An 18072-nucleotide genomic window follows, 5' to 3' on the forward strand; every position below is an offset into this window, starting at 1 on the left:
GCAACGAAGGATTCAGGAATTGGCGATCCACAAACACTGATACGGCTGAACAGCAATGCTTTCGGTGAGGTCGTCAAAGGTTGAGTTCGTTAGCAGGTCACGCCATTGGTTCAATGAAATCAGATTCAGGTCGGCCAAACGCAGCGTCTGAATTTCGGCCGTCATGTTGTGAATACAAAAGATGCTTTGGCTGCGATCCTGACTCTGTCGCCAGAACGCAAAGAATGGCTCCGTTAACTGCAAAGTGAACTGAGTCGCGCTGGGGTGAAAGCTGGGCTGCTGAGATCGGATGTGAACGCGCCGCAGAAGTTCGTTCGACACGATTGCCTGATTCGTCGACGAATCGCTTAACTGTTTTCTTAGCAGTTCGTCGTCCCACTTGTGACGGTTGATTGATCGGTTATGGCCGGTCCGATTCAAACCTTCTTCGTCGTTGGACGTCGCCAGAAGGCTGTGAATGTAAATCGCCGGAATCCCTTCCAGGCCCAGCATCACCGTCTGCGAACACATAAACCGGTCCACCTGCCAATCGTCTTCACCGTGAACGGTTCCTTTTAGTGCATCAAACAGCGACACGTTCAGTTCGTAAACACGCTCACTGCCATCGGCGCCTCGTCGAGTCGAAATGCGGCCTCCAAATCGTCGGATGGCTTCGATCATCTGTAACTGTTCGTCGTCAGACAGCAAACCTTCGGCCGGTCGCATACCGATTCCGTCATGCGAAGCCGTAAAGTTCAGATAGGTGCAGCCGAGCGGTGCTGGCGGCATGCTCATCATCCACCGCTTCAGGTATTCAGTTGTCCCGGTTAGCAGGGCGTGCACCAGCAACGGTGCGAGACTGAAGTTGTAGATCACATGAGCTTCGTTTCGGTTGCCGAAGTACGTCAGATTTTCATGATTCGGGACGTTCGTTTCGGTGATCAAAATCGTCCCCGGCGCGAAGCGGTCAAGAACACAACGAAGCAGTCGCACAACCTCATGAGTCTGAGGCAAATGGAGACATGTTGTGCCGGGTTCTTTCCAAAGGAATCCGATGGCATCCAGGCGAAAGATCCGAACACCGTGCTCAAGGTACAATCGAATGACACGCAGAAATTGAAGCAGCACTTGCGGGTTGCGAAAATCCAGATCAATCTGATCGTGGCTGAAGGTACACCAAACGTGCCGCATTCCGTCCGGAGTTTCGGTCGGTCGCAACAACGGACTCGCGCGCGGCCTGACAACCTGCGAAAGATCGTCCCCCGCATTTGCTTCGAAGAACCATGATGCTCCGGGTTCCTTTCCCTGCGTGTAGTTCTGGAACCATTCGCTTTGTGATGAGACGTGGTTCACTACGAGGTCGGCCATCAGACGATAGGAATCCGCAATCGCGGTAATGTCTTCCCATTCGCCCAGCTCGTCATTCACGCGCATGTAGTCGATGACAGCGAAACCGTCATCCGAACTAAACGGACAAAACGGCAGGATATGGACGCTGGAAATTGTGTCCTTAATGTGGTCGCTTAGAAACCGTTTAAGCGTGACCAGTGGAGCTTCGTCCGGCGCGACGATCGAGTCGCCGTACGTGATCAGCATGCAATCCGCTTCTGACCACAACTCAACATTAGGCGACGGGCTTCTCAGTTCGCCACGATCGAATTCGCCGGTGATCGCTCCAACAATCAGGTCTTCGTTGGCGTCGGGATACAGTCCGCTGATGTGCTGGAGAAGTTGAGCGTAGAAACTGGCAGACTGGAGGGGTGAAGGCATAGAAAAACCATCAATGCAGAATTCATCCGCACATAAAAAAGTTGCAGTGAATCTCGCCTGCCTTGGGCCAGATTATGCATGACAGATTCAGCTGCCGCAAGAGCGACTCGCCCGCTGCCATGAGGTTCGCACAACACGCAGGTGTTCTATTGCCTTCGACGCCGGGTAAAGTGTTCCGGCGAAAAACATGATGTATGCGTCACCGAACACAAGCACGACCTCCCGTAAGAGAAGCTCATGCCACCAACTGCTGGCGACTAAATAGATCCTTGTGAGCGATGAACCTCCGTAAGTCTAGCGGGCGCTTGTTAAGGTTGTTTGAGACAGGCATTCTGTCTCGGGAAAATGGTGTGCGAGGATTTGCCATCGTCGGAGCCGGTCGTCGGTTCGTTCACACTTGCCACGAATAGATGACCGAGCGGAGATGAAGGCAAATCCAGCTCCTTGCCTTTGTTGGTGAGGTTCGAGGGAACTCCACCAACGCGTATTTGCTAGCCCGACTCATTTTTTTCCTTGTTACAGGATTGCTCGCCGATTAGAGTCGAAACTCGAACACCACTTCAAAGGGCCTTTGGAAAATGAAACTACACGTACGACTAAGTCTTACGCTCTTAATCGCGTCATTGATGACCACATCGGCACATGCTGAAATAATGACGACAAATCGCACCGGTTTTGGTAACTTCAGCATCCCCGCACACAATATTTTGGAGGGAATTGCAGGGAATTGCACCGACGTTCAACGACGGATCTTTATTTGGGGCTAGTGTCCATCCGACCAGCGGCCCAATTTCATCGGTGACGAATGGCGACGTTGGATTCCGAGACTCTATCCACATTGCCACCGGCGGGATCATGACGATCGCTTTAGCTGAGCGGACGGATATCGACCAAATCAACAGCTACACAAGTTGGCGTTTCGATCGAATCGATCAGCGATATACGGTACTTTCGTCAACAAACGGCGTGACATACACGCCAATTCCAGACGGCACCAACGTCAACCAAGATCACGCCGACCCTGACGTGGATGGCGAGCAACTTGTTGAGCTTACGTCACTTGGGCTTACGGGCGTCACTCACCTGCGGTGGGATTTCTCCGTTCCACAACCTGCTGGATTTGCCGCGTACTCCGAATTCGCCGCATTTGGCAGCCCGTCCATAGTGTCCACAGTGCCGGAACCTTCAACCTTGTGCGTTCTAGTGTTTGGCTCATTGGGGGTTTGGGTTCGACGTCAGCGTTCACTGATGAAGTCGCATACTGAACTTCCGTAAGTTTAGTGGGCGCTTGTAATGGTTGTTTGAGACAGGCATTCCGTCTCGGGAAAATGGTGTGTGAGGATTTGCCTTCGTCGGAGCCGGTCGTCGGCTCGTTCACACGTGCCACGAATCGATGACCGAGCGGAGATGAAGGCAAATCCGGTCGGCCACCATCGGTGGCACTGCCTTTGTTGGTGAGGTTCGAGGGAACTTCACCACCACGACCAGCTATCCCTGCTGCTCGAACTGTTCCGGACTCATTCCGCCAAGAGCTGAATGACGACGCACTCGGTTACAGAACACTTCGATGTATTCGAAGATGCTCGCACGAGTTTCCTGCTGAGCAGCACACTCACGCTGCGCCTCACCTGCAGCACGTCACACATCAATGCGATCGGCCACTCTTCACGGTGCTGCTGAATGAACTGAAATCTCAGTTCTATTCGTTCGCGAAGAAGGCCGTCGCTTATTTTAAGATGTCACGCTCCAGACGAAGACGTATGACTTCCTTTCGCAGACGAGTCAGCTCTTCCTGATCGCTCTCAGAAATCCCGGAATCCAATGCGGCCCCCTTCCCGTACTTCTTACGCCACGTTCGCAACAAATTATCATTGATTCCCAGTTCACGAGCCGCCTGAGCGGTCGTGTAACCCTGATCCTCAACAAGTGACACCGCACTCCGACGAAACTCGTCGCTGTGCTTACGACGCAATCGCTTCTCTAACTTATTCTTCATCGTTAACGCTCCTTGCGTGCAATATTACACGCTTAATTGAGCGCCCACTATTCATAGGGTATTCCAGGTTCTGGCTCGTGGGAACCGGCCCACGTAGGACCAAAACCGATTTCCGCGGCCACAAGTCAGCGTGAAACGCTGTAAGAATGCAGAAACACGCTTCGGGCCAATCAGGTGCAGATCTTTTACGTTTTTTTTCGCAAGCGCGTCGTTCCCCGCTTAAAAAACGCGTCGAGCGCGGCCTTCCAATGGTTATCATGTCCGTGCGGCGCAATTGAATTTTCAATCATCAAGCGCGCTGCGTTCAAGAATCGTGCGTCAGTTCGAATCATTTCCCATTCGCAAACAAGCTCAGGCGATGTCGATCAACCACCTACTCTTTGGCTGCATCCTTGTAGCTTCGTCCTGCGTCGCGTCAGCTCAGGAAACGCGTTTGCGTCCACGAGTGACGTTCAGCCAGGTTTTGCGGCGTGAAGATGCCAACAAGGACGGAAAAGTCACCAAGGAAGAATTCAAAGCTTCGCCAAAATTGTTTGAACGTTTTGATCGTGACGGAGATGGCGTGCTTACCAAAACCGACTTTGCCGAAGCGGTAGCCCCACAGAACCGCCGCCGGATTGGGCAGAATGTCCCCGAAGACATGACCGTTCTTCGCGACGTCGTATTCGGCAAAGGTGGCGGCCGAGAGCTTACGATGCACATTGTGATGCCAAAGGAAAAAGCAACCGCCCCGGCACCGGTCTATGTGTGGATCCACGGCGGGGGATGGCTGGGCGGAAAAAAAGATGGTGGCATTGGCCAAACCGTTCCCCTGGTCCGCCGCGGATTTGTCGGCGCTACGATCGAGTACCGTTTGACTGGTGAAGCCGCATTCCCTGCGCAGATTGAAGACTGCAAATGTGCGATTCGCTACCTGCGAGCTCATGCCGAAACATACAACATTGACGCCGATCGAATCGCCGTCGGGGGCAGTTCTGCGGGCGGGCACCTTGCAGCGTTGCTCGGGACATCCGGCGGCGTCAAAGAACTGGAAGGCAGTGGCGGCTGGCCCGATCAATCCAGCACCGTGCAGGCAGTGGTTGATCTCTACGGACCAACGGATTTCAAAGCATTTGTCACGACAGAAGGGTTTGAAAGCCATAACCGAGCCGGATCGCCGGAATCGAAACTACTCGGCGGTGGTGAAGTGATCACCAATGTCGACGGTATCAAACGCGTTAATCCGATCACATACGTCGACGAATCGGATCCGCCGTTTTTGATCATTCACGGCACCAAAGACAGAACCGTTCCCGTGAATCAAAGCGAAGCCATTCACAAAGCACTGCAGGCCGCCAAAGTCAGCAGCAAGCTTCACGTAATCGAAGGAGCGGGCCACGGTGGCCCACAATTTTCCGATCCCGAAATTCGTGCGATGCAGGTCGACTTCCTGACGAAGACGTTCGGAATCGACGAATAGTTTCCCGGCGTTCGTGTTCGTGTGCGCAAAAATCAGCACTCAGTTTGCGGCGTGCCGATCGTAAGCAAGCCGCTGCGGCGAATCGTTGCCGACGGCGCTGCCCGTGTTGGATGAAGCAGGACGCTTCACTGCCGAATACCAGCGGTTACGTGATTCATAGCTGAGACTCATCAACGGATGGCCGCGACGTCAATCTACTGATACCACAATTCGGCGATAGCTGGTTAACGGTGGCGTCGCGTCGTCGGTGAGCGTCAAAATCACATGGAAGTTTTTTCCGGTGGCGTCGTCGGGAACCTGCACGATCGGCTGAGCGGTCTTCGCGTTCTGAATTGTGATCGTGTGGCTGCATGATCCAGGCTCATTGTAAATCCACCACGAATAGCCAAGTTGATCTCCATCAGGATCGGTAGAAGCGGCGGCGTTGAGCGTCAATTGATCGCCAGCCTTTGCCTTCAATTCGATAAGCCCGCGAGTCTTGTCTCCGTTGACGACAGCAACGGGATTGTGGTTGGCCTGGTCGTACGGCTTCACGCACCAGTCCATCCGTACGGCAAAGTCGTTCTGGAACGCTTCCCGCCAACGAAAGATCGCGCAGAACTCGTTGTTGTAAGCCGTCCCTTCGTACGTCCAGGAATCCTTCGCATCAGAAAACATGGCGTAGTCTCGATGCTGATCGAGCAGCGGATCTACCGTCTTGTTTCCTGTTCCGGTACGAATATTGGATTGACGGACCGCCGCGAACCGTCCGCCCCAGCCACCGAAATCGACGTGTTCGGGAAAGTGTAATCCGTTTGGAATGAGATAAAGAAACGACGGTGTATCGCCCTCATGCAGATACTCGGCCGTCAGATACTGCTGCCCCAGCGGCCCGTGATCCGTTTGGACATTGTGTCGTACCCAATCGGCGTTGAAGACTTCGTCGTTGCCGCCCCGAGTTTCCGGCCACTTGTTGAATGTCGGTGTCGTGCGCGAAATTCCTCGCCACTGTAATTCGGAGGAGATGAGTTTCACGTTTGGATAACGATGCGCGATATAGGCGAAACCTTCGTCCTGCAGAGCAATCTCATAGCCGCGAACCTTTGCGACGAATGCCTCGGCTTCGGCCTGCGTTCGGTCCATTCGAACCTTCATCACGGCTGCCGCGAGCGTGTTGCCGCCGCCCCACGCGCAAAACCACACGGGCCGTTCGTCGTCGCGGTCAATCAGAGAAATAATGTGATTGACGGCTGCGTTGTCCAACTGCTTTGCCGCAGCCTCCATCCCATAGCCATCAACGCCAGAAAACGTGACCGCTCGCAACGACGCTGCATCAGGAAAGTCCTTCGAATGCCGTCGCAGATTGGGGACAACCTCTTCGTAAGCGTCGATCACTCGATGGATCGCGGCAATATCCGGGTCGCTCTTCTTCCAACAACCCGTTGTCGCAACGATCCCTTCCACATCAAACTCGTTGGCGTACGTCAGGAAGCGAACCAACGATTCCTGATCAGCAGGCTCATTGGAAATGTCCGTCAAAATCACAACACGGTGCTTGTGCTGAGCCAGCGCTGCAGAGGGTAACGCAGAAAGAGCAATCGCCAATGCGCAGGCGAGAAGGCGGAAGATTGGACCGTTCATGTGGGTTTCTATCGTTGGTTCTGCCAGGGGATCGGATTGAACTCCGCCAGTAATTTGTCAGTCCGCTTAATCGGCACTCGGATCACCGTTGAGATACCTGGCGATCGTGAGTCCCAGTTGTTGGCCAACCGATTGATAACCCTGCTGCGTGCCTTCGGAACGATTCCAGGATGTTTCCAGCGTCATCGACACGACGTGCGGCGTTGTGTGGTTGCGAACCCAGTTGCTGCTGACTCGGTCGCGTTCTTCCTGAGTCTTGATGTAGCCAGTGAATCGGAACTCGGGTTCAATTCCTTCGATCAGACTTTCTGAGATCGCTCTCCAACGCATGTAGTTTCGTTGCTGCAGTTTCGGCAATCCGTCCATTTTAGGGGCGAAGTAGAACGGCTTTCGATCATTGGGACCGGGGTTGTGCAGATCGATGAACGCGTCGAATCGGTGGCTGTTCAAAAGCTGTTTGATTTTGCTCTGAGCCGCCAGCACTTCCGGATAGATTGGCTTGTCGTCCCAGTCTCGATTGTGGTCACGAGGCACGGAAGCCTTTCCGCCGGCGCCGATGGCAACGTTATCGACGTCCATGATGGGGACGACATAAATCGTGGCCTTGCTTCGTAAATCTGCGGCAATCGGATCGTCACTCGCCGCCCACCTCAGAAAACCCTGTGCAACCCAACTCGATCCGGCCTCCCACGCGTGCTGGCGTGCCTGAATCCAAATCGCAGACGGCCGGGCATCATCGCTTTCCTGCGCGCCGAATCGGATCGCGTTGACCGGGCGGTTGCCGCGTGTGCGAGCCAGTTCAAACACTTTGGCACCGGGAAGCGTTTCGGCAACTTCCTTCAAAAGCTTTTCTGCGTGCGATGGCAGGAACGGTGGTCCCCACCCGACCCACATGGTTTTCGCTGTGGCTTCAAACGTGTAAGTTGCCACGTTGTCTTTGCGATCGGGCTCAGGCGAGTGCCTCCAACTGACGTTGTCGTCGCTGATTGAAGCTCGATCCGGCAGCAACCAGGATTGGCTAAGAACCTGGCGTTCGCGATACGGTGCGGGATTGGCACTCACGGACAGTTTGACCGGCGTGCCGACGCGCAGACCGTCCAATCGGCAATACCACCAGCACGGCCAACCACGATCCTGCCGTACTTCCGGTTGCAGATGCACAGATTGCTGTTCCGCGTCCGTGGAGATGATCACTGCTGATCCGCCGACGAAGTCTGCGGTCGCTTGCATCTGAGCTGCGGCACGGTCGCTGATGCAGATCAGGCCACAGAAAATCAGAAAGAGATTCAGGGGGTAAGTGTGCTTCATCGTATTCTGATCAGAAGAAGGTGCTACGTTGGAGTTGCTGAGCGGTTAATAACCGCAAAGCGGGTGTGCTCGACTTTGCCGTCGAAAACGAACATCATAGCCGCGATGCAAGTTGGAATCTAAGAACGCCGTATAAAACCCGTGTGGCCGGGTTGTGGATCACTCAGGTTTTGGCAGGCGTCCCTGAAGCCAGTCCGCTACAATCGCGAGACTGGGTTTGAAAATTTCTTGAACAGGCGAGTTTCAAAGAATGCAAAGACGTTCGTTTCTTCATGCGGCTGGTTTGGCTCTGGCTGGCGCGAGTTTGCAGGCAGCGGCTCCGGCGAGGGCTCCGCGAATTCTGTTGCGGTCCAGCTGGCAAACATTCAACATTGGTGACATCGCGCACACGCCAGGCGTGCTGAGACTTTTGACGACTTACTTGCCCGATGCCGAAGTTACACTGTGGCCAAGCCGGATCGATCAGGGCGTCGACAAGATGTTGATGGCTCAATTCCCCAAGCTTAAGATTGCTCAAGATCAGGCGGCCAGGTCGCAAGCCTTCGACGAATGTGATTTTCTGTTGCACGGTTCTGGCCCATCACTGGTTGCCCAGCGGCACGTTGAAGAATGGACCCAAAAGACAGGCAAGCCGTACGGTGTGTACGGAATCACGTTACCGCAACGCAGATCCACTTCCAGCAAGGACGAATCGCAGGACGCACTGCGAAAAACCGTCGACGTCCTGAGCGGTGCGGAATTCGTATTCTTTCGGGAATCGAAGTCACTGGCGTTCGCGAAGTCGCTTGGTTGCAAGTCTCCGGTGATGCAGTTCGCTCCCGACGGCGCTTTCGCCTGCGACCTGCGTCAGGAGGAAAAAGCGGAAGCATTCCTTCAGCAGCATGACCTTCAAACCGGTAAATTCCTGTGCTGCATTCCGCGGCTTCGCTATACGCCCACATGGACGGTCCCTTCCAAGAAAAGGCCCTTCGATCCCGTGCGACATGGTCGTAATGAAGAAATGAAGGAGCATGACCACGCACCGCTACGCCAGGCAATTGCCGAGGTCGTTCGCCAGACAGACTTAAAAATCCTGATCTGTCCGGAAGACCAGTCACAAATGAAGATCGGCAAAGAACTACTGCTGGACAAACTTCCGGAAGACGTGCGTCCACGTGTTGTGTGGCGGCCCAACTATTGGCTGACGGGCGAAGCGGTCAGCACCTACGTTCGCAGCGCCGGGTTGTTCGGCAACGAAATGCACTCACCCATCATGTGTATCGGTCACGGCGTTCCAGCGATCGTCTGCCGATTTAGTGAGCAGACCGTCAAGGGGTTCATGTGGCAGGACATCGGACTCGACGACTGGCTGTTTGACCTCGATGACGAGGCTCAGGTGGCCAAAGTGGTACCAACCGTTTTAGACATGGCAAAGAATCCAAAAGCGGCTCGGGAAAAGGCAGCCAAAGCCCGCGCAGTTGTCGAACAACGCCAGCGAGAAACCATGATGGTGCTATCGCAAACGTTGGGTGACTCTCGCGAGTGAGGAGTCCAATTTGCAGTCCAGGGAAAGAGGCAAACAAAGGACACGCCTCTCCGATTGTGCGATTGGATTTGCTATGCTGTTGAGGCGGCATCAACACGATGCCGACAGAGTGTCCGCGTTGTACCACGCTCTGTATCGCAGAAAGCTGCGAACCCGAGCCAACCGGGCAGACGGGTGGTCGGCGTTGGATCGCAAACGGTGAAACGCACGAGTCGTGAAGTCATTGGAAGTGGGGACGACCCCACCGCTCTATTTTCCACCGGGGACGGCCCTGTCTAAGGGAGAGTACGTCCATGGCGTGGTTCATTTTGATCGTAGCGGGCCTTTTCGAAATCGGTTGGGCAGTTGGCCTGAAGTATTCGGAGGGTTTCACAAAGCTGGTCCCGACAATTTGGACCGGCACGGCGATCGTCATTAGCATGACACTACTTGGATTCGCCCTGCGAACACTCCCCGTCGGAACGGCCTACGGCGTGTGGGTGGGAATCGGAACAGTGGGCACGGTTGCGTTTGGCATCGTCTGGTTTGACGAACCTGCCAGTGTTGCTCGCCTGTTTTTCGTGCTGCTGATTATCGTGGGAATCATGGGGCTCAAAATCACAACACCCGCCTGATTCGATATGGCGAGACGTTCATCATGGTTGGCGCCGGTTTCGCCACGCATGCCAATCTGCATCAGTGACCAGACTATCCCGGCAGCGATTCGTGGTTGTACAGCTGGAAGGTTTTTTCTGCGACAACTTCTCCACCAAGCCTGATGGACATGTGCCACGGACCAAGTTTGTCGGCGATCGGTTCCCAGATGGTATCGCCCAGATAGAAGTTCCAGTCGTTTGTCTTGACGTAGACAACTCCGTCAAACGGCGGCCGCCTGTTCCCTTCGGCGTCCAGAATCCCGGGATGGTCAATGCGGTATTCCAGCCGCTCATTTTTGGCACCGCGAATACTGGCAACAAAACCAAATTCCACGTCAACCACGGCTCGAACGCTGGTCGTGATCTCAGCAACTTTCGGCAGGTTCTTCGAATCAGAATCCCACTTCGTGTAGATTCCATAAGTTCGAATTCGAATGTCGCGTTTTCGTTTCGCCACGAAGCTAAGCCATCTCCCGAGCGGTCGCTCACATCAATGCCCGACAAAGTAAAGGCACAAGTATGAAACTGAATCACATCGCGTTGCTGATTCTATCGATTTTCAGTGTGATTGCACGGGCCGACAACCGGCCAAATATCATCGTGATCTACACGGATGATCAAGGCTATGGTGATGCGAGTTGCCTGAATCCGAACGCGAAGTTTCAGACGCCCAACCTGGATCGTCTGGCAAAAGAAGGCATCGCCTTTACCAACGCGCATTGTTCAGACACCGTTTGCACGCCGTCGCGCTACGGCCTGCTGACCGGACGCTACAGTTGGCGAACAACACTCAAGACCGGCGTCTTTGGTGCGGAACGCGAATGCCTGATCAAAGACGGACGAATGACACTGGCCTCGCTGTTGCGAGACAACGGGTACAACACGGCGATGGTCGGCAAGTGGCATCTGGGGATGGATTTTTCCGGTGACGCCGGGAAGCGTGACTGGACTCAGCCCGTGAAAGACATGCCGCTGGACAAAGGCTTCGACTACTTCTTTGGCATTCCGGCCTCTTTAAACTACGGAGTGCTCGCGTGGTTCGAAGGGCGTCACGCAAAGGTTCCGCCAACCGTGTACACAAACAAGAAGCCCAACAAACGGCACGTCGACTACCGCATCATGCCACCCTATCAGGCGACGCCGCAGGCAACAAAGAAAGCCATCGGTAAACCGGGCATGGAAGTCGCGCCGGACTTTATCGACAACCAGTGCCTCACTCGTTTCACCGACAAAGCCATCGAATGGATGACGACAAAACGTGACGCCGCCAAATCCGGGAAGCCGTTTTTTGTCTATTTGCCGTTCACGTCACCACACTATCCCGTTTGTCCATTGCCAGAATTTCACGGGATGGGCGAATGCGGCGGCTACGGTGAATTCGTCATTGAAACGGACTACCACGTCGGCCGTATTCTTAGGTTTCTGGATGCTGAGGGCCTCGATGACAATACAATGGTTGTCTTCACCAGCGATAACGGTCCTGAAAAATCATGGCAGCAGCGCATCAAGGATTTCGGACACCACAGCAACGGCCCCTATCGCGGCGGTAAGCGAGACATCTATGAAGGCGGCCATCGTGTACCGTTTTTCATTCGCTGGCCTGCCGGCATCAAATCGCCCGGACGAATATGCGACGACCAGATCTGTCAGACGGATTTACTGGCCACGTTTGCTCAACTGATTGACAGCGACCTGCCAAACGACGCCGGTGAAGACAGTCAAAGCTTTGCGACGATCCTCTCCACGCCAGCCGCCGATCACAAACGCCTGCCACTGATCAGCCACTCTTCCAACGGCCGCTTTGCCATCACGGATGGAGTCTGGAAACTTGTGATGTCGCATCGAAAGCAAAAGGAAGAGCTATACAACCTGTCATCAGATCCTGGTGAAACGACGAACGTGCTTGCACAACACGAAGCGACTGCCACCAGGCTGCGAACCGCAATTACTGAGATCGTACGCAACGGACGATCAACTCCCGGCGCCAAACAATCGAACGATACGGGATATTGGAATGACCTGACATGGATGACAGACGACGACTTCAGATAGCGAAAGCCTATTCCGGAATGTCGTTGCCCCACATTAACCAGCAACTGTGCCGGGGAACCAGAAATTCGTCTACCGACCGCTTCTCCCCGCCGACTACGAACGGCGATCACGATCGTCCGGTACTTGACCGACGTGAGTCACAGCTGATACTCTCCCGCCGCTGGTCCCATCGGAGGACGACCGGACCACAAGTAAGACACCGCGACTAACATCCATATAAAAAGTGCGGGCCGGTGGTTTTGAGTTTGCCCATCAGGCGCCTTGGGCCCCAAATAATAGATTGAATATGGAAGAGCTGACCCCGAAGGATTTGTTTTTGCAAAGCGTCGGCCGCTGTGTTGCCAATGAATTGTTCCTTCCAGAATTTTACAGCCGCTTCGTGGGCGCCTCCGAAGAGATCCAGGCCAGATTCCGATTCACCGATTTCGATCAGCAATACTTGATGTTGCGTCGGTCACTGGAACTGTGCGCAGGAGCAACGTCTGGCGACCCCGAATCGATGCGCGAGATCAATGAACGCGCGTTAACTCATGATCGAGACCACTTGAACATCAAGCCTGAATTTTACGATGTCTGGCTGGAGACGATCATCGATACCGCTCGCATCCACGACAGCCAGTGGGATGAAGCCGTCGAGACAGCGTGGCAAAGAATTCTCGGCCACGTGGTGAAACACATGCTCCGAAAATATTAACTGGACAGCGCCACCTTTGGGCACAGAGCCGTGTCTTTGATAACCCGAAGTGTAAGCGAGGGATTCGTCGCAACTCGTTCCCTCGCTTACACTTCGGGTTACCATTCGCACCAACATGGCGCTGTCCAGTTAAACTCCCCCTGAACGTCTCTGGTCTCATTACGAAACATTCAGCGCCAGCATCGAGGTTTCTCCCCGTCGAAACACGATGCGGCGTGTACAGAAGCTTCGAAAGCTACGCCGCGATGATCGTGGGCAAGTCGCGGACAGGGTCGTTGGTCGCGACTGAGGGCCTTAAAGCGGACCAACGGCGGTGGCATCGATCGCCGAGGTAACCGGGCAATCCAAGCAGCAGAACATACACGATCAAGACTTTGCCGGGTGGCACCGGTTGCGTCCCCGAATGTCGCCAAAACAACCACAGTGAAAGAACCGTCAGCAGCCCGCAGATTACTGCCGCGATAGGGGACGTGTAATACTTTCCGCTCAGGATAAACCGCTTCAATACCTCCGCGCCAGTCAGCAGCAGCGGCGCCGGAAGCGCCAAACCAATGGCCGTTCTGACTTCCGGCAACGTGAGCCCTCGTGTTTCCGTCGTGCCCTGGCGCGATGCACGGGGTGGAGAATGGGAAGGTTGAATTGGCAGCGCAACCGAAGGTTTGTTGCGCTGCAGGATGCGATTGCCGGGTTTCCACCCAGCGGGCGCAAACACTTCGACCCTGCCGGGCCAATCAGGCTACAGCGCTATTGTCACGGGCAATGCAGCGTCGAAGTTTGACCGTGGTGATTCACGCGGCGTGAACGGACAACGCACTTTGGTCGCGCATGGAGCCGCTCGGGAAACTGCTGCGGGGTTTCAGCCAGAGGAGAAATCTGTCAACTGGCTCTAAGTAGCTGTCCATTTCCGCGTGGTGCGCAGCGTGAGGTGTGGTGTTCAGTTGGCGGGGACGAGTTTGGACAGTCGCGACTGACCGGGCGGCGCGGAGGTCAGGCCGACTTCAAGTTTCAGTCGATCAAACAGACTGAATCCATCCTGCTGCCACGTCATGACCTCGGCCACCACGGAACTGAGCGTTGGTGTTTTCAGATGGAGATTCAGCGATTCCAGGACGCTTGTAAGAATGCTGCGGCGACGGGCTCCCTTCGATGTTTTGCTCGTTCGACCTGTGCGACGGTCCATGGCCGCGCCGCGAAGACTGCGTTCCGCTTCGTTGTTCGTTGCTGGCGCGGCCGGGCTTGTCACAAAACAAAACAACTCCTCTTCCGTCATCAGCCGAATCAGTTCTGAGACCAGGTTGTCAAAATCCTTGCCGAAGTCGGCCGCCCGAACATCGGAATCCTCGGCGCAGTAACGCACCAGCAGAGCCGCCAGCGTGTTATCAAGTTCATCGACCTTCGCCGCACGACCGGCATCGCCAAGACGACCATCGGCGGCGTGGCGTTTGGCCGCGTAGAAAATTTCCAGCAGGCCGTCGAGCAGTCGCTGGTACTCTTCGTTGTCCGGCTTCAGCAGCGTCAGACGGATGGCCTTCCGCAGCAGGTGAGCCCAGCATTTCTGTGCGTGACTGAAACCTCGGTACACGGCCGCATCGTCCGAAACAAGCACGCCTCCAAACAATTCTTTCGACAGGATCTGAGCCAGTGTGTCGCCGTCTTTGCGGCATCCGAAGATCAGCACGCGCGCCTTCTCCGACAAAAAAGCCCACACGCTGTTGATACTCCAACTGGTTTCGTCTGCATGCACAATCGCACTGAACGCCATCAGGTCACACAGAGATTCGAATTCCTGTTCCCAACGCCGTGCCAGTTGATTCAACAGAGCGTCCGCCTGGGATTTGCCGAGCGGCAGATTCCAGAAGAATTCAATCAATGCACACGTCTTGTCGATCGACAGTCCCGTGATGGTCACAATGCGAGCCAGCGCGATATGAACTTCAATGCCGAATTCGGACCGCGGCCACACGCCCGGAATTTCGGATTTCTCGCCGTTGGGGCCGTGATAGATTTCATAGACGACCTGCACGGCTTGGCCGTTGATCACTCTCCAGACGAAACGTTCCCGAACGAAACGGCACTCTGCGACGTTGTAACCTTCCGGCAGAATGAGTTCGCGTCGTTCGGCGTTGTCCGCTTTCTGCTCGGTTGTGCGACGACCGCGACGCGCCGAGGATTGTTTTTTGCGACCTTTTCGGCGGCCCGTTTCAGCGCGGCGTCTCTCTTCCGCCGTCACCGAAAACGCCTCGTCGAGTCGCTCTGTGGGGTTCTTACCTTCGAGCTCTTCAATCCGATCACGCAGCCGCCGGTTCTCGTCCCGCAGCTCCGCAACCTCACGCTGCAGGCTAAGCACAAGCTGCTTCACTTCCACAGCGATGATCTGACTGACATCCGTGTCCATCCACCTGTCGTATCAAAATCTAACCGACAGAAAAAGACCAGTCTCCAAGCTGAAATGGACAGCTACCTTTGGCCGGCAACGCGCGGCCAGATCAGATGGTGGAACGATGGCTCGCACATGCACTCAAGCTTACAAAGACCGAACTGTCAACCTGGTGTTCATACGGCAGGAGCTTGGGCGTCCTATCGCAACTAACAGAAGATCAAGTAGAAGCGATTTTGAATACCGATGCCGGATTAGATCGGCATACCCGCGTCCAGTACTTCCTAACCAGTGGACAACTGAGCTTTTTCGAGTCGAATGCTGAAAGATATGATACAGCGGTCAACGCAATTCTATACGGCAAATTCAGCCTGCCAATTAATGGTCGAATAGGCCACTCACTTGTCGACATATTGAGTTTCGTTTTCGCTACGCATCGGATAGGACAAGTATTTGAAAGCCGCAGCGACATGCCGGTTATCAGGCTCGCGTCGCGCTACAGTAACTCGCCAGAGGAGGCAATGCAGCGGCTTCAGAAAATTCAAACTCCGACCTTCCCCACGGCACTGAAGATCCAGAACATTCGCGACGTATTCGTGACCGCGGCCCAGCATTCAGGTGAGTACTGGGCGACCTCGCTTGAACCATGGAAGCTGGTGGTTAACGCAATCGAAAAAGAGTTTCCCGACGCATGGAGTTGCATCTGTTTGGTATGTGTTGCTGCGGGGATCTACTCGCGCGATGATCGTGGGCTGTGTGGTGAAAACTTATTCGACGATTCGATTTCACTGTGTGAGCGGACGAGATTTGCGCGTACGAAGTCAGGCGCACCGGTCTGGTGGAAACAGCAACTTGAAATCGCCACCGAACCGCATCAACAGATGATCGCTCTGCTGCTGTTCTTTACTTGGGCAGGACCAGAAACTCTAAAGCGACTTCTGCCGCTAGCGGACGAACTGGTCACTGCACTAGACGACGACGATTGGCAGCGCCTCTTCGTGGGGATTCGTCGTTGTAAGTTGGGACTGCCAACAAACACAGTGTCTCTTTCAGAAACTGATCTAGCATACGGCTGCTCACTTCGCTGCGCCCTGGCAGTTTCAACGCGATTGGATGACGCTGGCAAGTTGATTGTCAACTCAAAGGTATTCGCCGACTATCTCGGAAACGACGTGAACGCTAACTTGTTCTCAGGCAATGTGGCCACAAAATTATTTCAGAAGGGCAAAGCCACCGCAGATGAGACTGCAATGAAACTGAAGGCCGTATATTGCCGTGGCGCCCATTTCGTTTCGTTACCAAGTGGAAGAGGACGGGATCTCGCACCACTCAGTCCAGAACTTGCAAATGAAATCTTAGATAATGTCGAGGACTACCCGTCATCCGTAGTGAGGTTCGCTTCAGATCAAATGCGAAGGGCAATTGACTCAGCCGTTGTGCCGTTGGCAGACGTCGCTGATAGCAATGGCTGGTTTGACGAAGAGTAAGATTTGCCGAATCTCCTACTGAGGAATATGACAGGCAACGCAGTAAACGACGTTTCACGTCGATCATGTGCGGCGATGCTCCGACATGAATTGCAAACTCCGCAGTTACCTGCGTGGCCTTTTGGCTAAAGAAAGCGGCGCGCACAGTGGTGATGAGGGTTCTTGCCTTCCATATGTCGCTGGTCGTTTGAAATCATGGCTCACGCGTCCTCAGCTAAAGCTCGACAGACGGGGCCGCCCCATCCACCTTCGCTGTCACCTCAACCTCAGCAATAGGTGAAGGCCGAGGCGACAGCGAAGGCGGACGGGGCTAGCGGACACGTGAATCGGGAGGACGACTGGGGCGGAGCGAATTCCCTATCTGCAATCGCGACAATTTCGGCTACAATTCGGCCTAACGATTTGGGAGTCCCACTATGAGCAGCGTTACCGTCGAATTGGATTTGCCGCAGGACTGGAACCAGTTCCGGATGCCCAATGCGCTGAAGGCCCGCCTAACGGATCTGCTGGACCAGCAGGACAACGGATTGGGACTCAGCGAGTCAGAACGCGAGGAAGCACAGGCACTCACCGAATTGTCTGACATGCTGTCGCTCATGAAGCTACGGGCAGAGGTTGCCGAACGCGGCCGAAAATGAGCGGTCATATTTCCACGTCACTGGTTCGTCAGGTTGTTGAACGAGCCGGAAACCTGTGTGAGTACTGCCAACTGCCTCAGGCCACGCAGGAAGCCACCTTTCACGTTGACCATGTGCATCCACGTTCTCAGGACGGACCGACAACTCTTGAAAATCTCGCCCTTGCCTGCGTGACGTGTTCGCTAAAGAAAGCGGCTCGAACATATGCCGCAGATCCTGAGACCGGTACAGACGTCCGGCTCTTCAATCCACGATTGGACCGCTGGGGCGACCACTTTGCGTTTTCTGAATCCGGCCAGTTGATTGCCTCAACTGCGATCGGACGTGCCACGGCTGTACTTTTGGCAATGAACCGCGATGCGATCGTTTTAATACGCCGAGAGTTGGCGATACTGGGGCGGTTTCCGCCACCGTAGGAACTTACCTGCTGCCCGTCCGGGGAAAATGTGCGTCGACGATCGCAGCAATCGAAATCCGAACCGCTTCCGGCAGATCGTCCCAGCAATCACGTAAACGCATCAGGCGGGTGTCC

General features: G+C 54.7%; 16 protein-coding genes and 1 pseudogene. 9 read left to right on the forward strand and 8 right to left on the reverse strand.

Going from position 1 to position 18072, the window contains the following annotated elements; all coding sequences use genetic code 11:
- Positions 1 to 12: 12 nt before the first annotated feature.
- Positions 13 to 1749, reverse strand: coding sequence for a sugar phosphorylase (locus Fuma_RS13050; RefSeq protein WP_077024523.1), 1737 nt, complete (start codon positions 1747 to 1749; stop codon positions 13 to 15).
- 798 nt (positions 1750 to 2547) lie between these two features.
- On the opposite strand from Fuma_RS13050, the gene Fuma_RS13055 reads away from it, so the two are divergent.
- Positions 2548 to 3024, forward strand: a complete 477-nt coding sequence (locus tag Fuma_RS13055) for a PEP-CTERM sorting domain-containing protein (RefSeq protein WP_145944144.1) — start codon at positions 2548 to 2550, stop codon at positions 3022 to 3024.
- Positions 3025 to 3237: 213 nt separating this feature from the next.
- Here Fuma_RS13055 and Fuma_RS13060 read toward each other — a convergent pair.
- Together Fuma_RS13060 and Fuma_RS13065 are read right to left on the reverse strand one after the other, a co-directional pair.
- Positions 3238 to 3357: pseudogene (locus tag Fuma_RS13060) on the reverse strand (IS3 family transposase); the annotation flags it as partial.
- 118 nt (positions 3358 to 3475) lie between these two features.
- Positions 3476 to 3745, reverse strand: coding sequence for a transposase (locus Fuma_RS13065; protein ID WP_077024525.1), 270 nt, complete (start codon positions 3743 to 3745; stop codon positions 3476 to 3478).
- Positions 3746 to 4103: 358 nt separating this feature from the next.
- Between Fuma_RS13065 and Fuma_RS13070 the strand changes: the two genes are divergently transcribed.
- Positions 4104 to 5204 (forward strand): alpha/beta hydrolase fold domain-containing protein, encoded by a 1101-nt coding sequence (locus tag Fuma_RS13070; protein WP_077024526.1) that lies wholly within the window; start codon positions 4104 to 4106, stop codon positions 5202 to 5204.
- A gap of 189 nt (positions 5205 to 5393) precedes the next feature.
- On the opposite strand, the gene Fuma_RS13075 is transcribed toward Fuma_RS13070, so the two are convergent.
- Both Fuma_RS13075 and Fuma_RS13080 read right to left on the reverse strand, forming a co-directional pair.
- Positions 5394 to 6824, reverse strand: a complete 1431-nt coding sequence (locus Fuma_RS13075) for a DUF1593 domain-containing protein (protein ID WP_077024527.1) — start codon at positions 6822 to 6824, stop codon at positions 5394 to 5396.
- A 66-nt stretch (positions 6825 to 6890) separates the two neighbouring features.
- Entirely contained in the window at positions 6891 to 8132 is a 1242-nt protein-coding gene (locus tag Fuma_RS13080; RefSeq protein ID WP_077024528.1) for a M14 family zinc carboxypeptidase, read from the reverse strand.
- A gap of 250 nt (positions 8133 to 8382) precedes the next feature.
- Between Fuma_RS13080 and Fuma_RS13085 the strand changes: the two genes are divergently transcribed.
- Both Fuma_RS13085 and sugE read left to right on the forward strand, forming a co-directional pair.
- The gene (locus Fuma_RS13085; protein WP_077024529.1) at positions 8383 to 9657 is read left to right on the forward strand and encodes a polysaccharide pyruvyl transferase family protein; all 1275 of its coding nucleotides are present in this window, start codon (positions 8383 to 8385) and stop codon (positions 9655 to 9657) included.
- Positions 9658 to 9950: 293 nt separating this feature from the next.
- Positions 9951 to 10271 (forward strand): quaternary ammonium compound efflux SMR transporter SugE, encoded by a 321-nt coding sequence (gene sugE, locus Fuma_RS13090; protein WP_077024530.1) that lies wholly within the window; start codon positions 9951 to 9953, stop codon positions 10269 to 10271.
- Positions 10272 to 10344: 73 nt separating this feature from the next.
- Here the strand turns inward: sugE and Fuma_RS13095 are convergent, their stop codons facing one another.
- Positions 10345 to 10749, reverse strand: a complete 405-nt coding sequence (locus tag Fuma_RS13095; protein WP_077024531.1) for a DUF3859 domain-containing protein — start codon at positions 10747 to 10749, stop codon at positions 10345 to 10347.
- A gap of 62 nt (positions 10750 to 10811) precedes the next feature.
- On the opposite strand from Fuma_RS13095, the gene Fuma_RS13100 reads away from it, so the two are divergent.
- Both Fuma_RS13100 and Fuma_RS13105 read left to right on the forward strand, forming a co-directional pair.
- Complete coding sequence (locus tag Fuma_RS13100) at positions 10812 to 12344, forward strand: sulfatase family protein (RefSeq protein WP_077024532.1); 1533 nt, start codon at positions 10812 to 10814, stop codon at positions 12342 to 12344.
- A 223-nt stretch (positions 12345 to 12567) separates the two neighbouring features.
- A complete protein-coding gene (locus Fuma_RS13105; protein ID WP_145944145.1) occupies positions 12568 to 13038 on the forward strand; it encodes a globin in 471 nt (156 codons plus the stop codon).
- A 235-nt stretch (positions 13039 to 13273) separates the two neighbouring features.
- On the opposite strand, the gene Fuma_RS13110 is transcribed toward Fuma_RS13105, so the two are convergent.
- Positions 13274 to 13612 (reverse strand): hypothetical protein, encoded by a 339-nt coding sequence (locus Fuma_RS13110; protein WP_077024534.1) that lies wholly within the window; start codon positions 13610 to 13612, stop codon positions 13274 to 13276.
- A 360-nt stretch (positions 13613 to 13972) separates the two neighbouring features.
- Positions 13973 to 15433 carry an IS66 family transposase gene (locus tag Fuma_RS13120; protein WP_077022387.1) on the reverse strand — a complete coding sequence of 487 codons (1461 nt, stop codon included), beginning with the start codon at positions 15431 to 15433 and terminating at the stop codon, positions 13973 to 13975.
- 68 nt (positions 15434 to 15501) lie between these two features.
- Between Fuma_RS13120 and Fuma_RS13125 the strand changes: the two genes are divergently transcribed.
- From Fuma_RS13125 to Fuma_RS13135, 3 genes are all read left to right on the forward strand, one after another.
- Entirely contained in the window at positions 15502 to 16902 is a 1401-nt protein-coding gene (locus Fuma_RS13125) for a hypothetical protein (RefSeq protein WP_145944146.1), read from the forward strand.
- Positions 16903 to 17318: 416 nt separating this feature from the next.
- On the forward strand, positions 17319 to 17540 hold the full coding sequence (locus Fuma_RS13130; RefSeq protein WP_077024537.1) for a hypothetical protein: 222 nt from the start codon (positions 17319 to 17321) through the stop codon (positions 17538 to 17540).
- Complete coding sequence (locus Fuma_RS13135) at positions 17537 to 17956, forward strand: HNH endonuclease (RefSeq protein ID WP_077024538.1); 420 nt, start codon at positions 17537 to 17539, stop codon at positions 17954 to 17956. Before Fuma_RS13130 ends, Fuma_RS13135 begins: the two co-directional genes overlap by 4 nt.
- Positions 17957 to 18072: the final 116 nt, after the last annotated feature.

It is taken from the genome of Fuerstiella marisgermanici (genome assembly GCF_001983935.1).
GTDB classification, from domain to species: domain Bacteria; phylum Planctomycetota; class Planctomycetia; order Planctomycetales; family Planctomycetaceae; genus Fuerstiella; species Fuerstiella marisgermanici.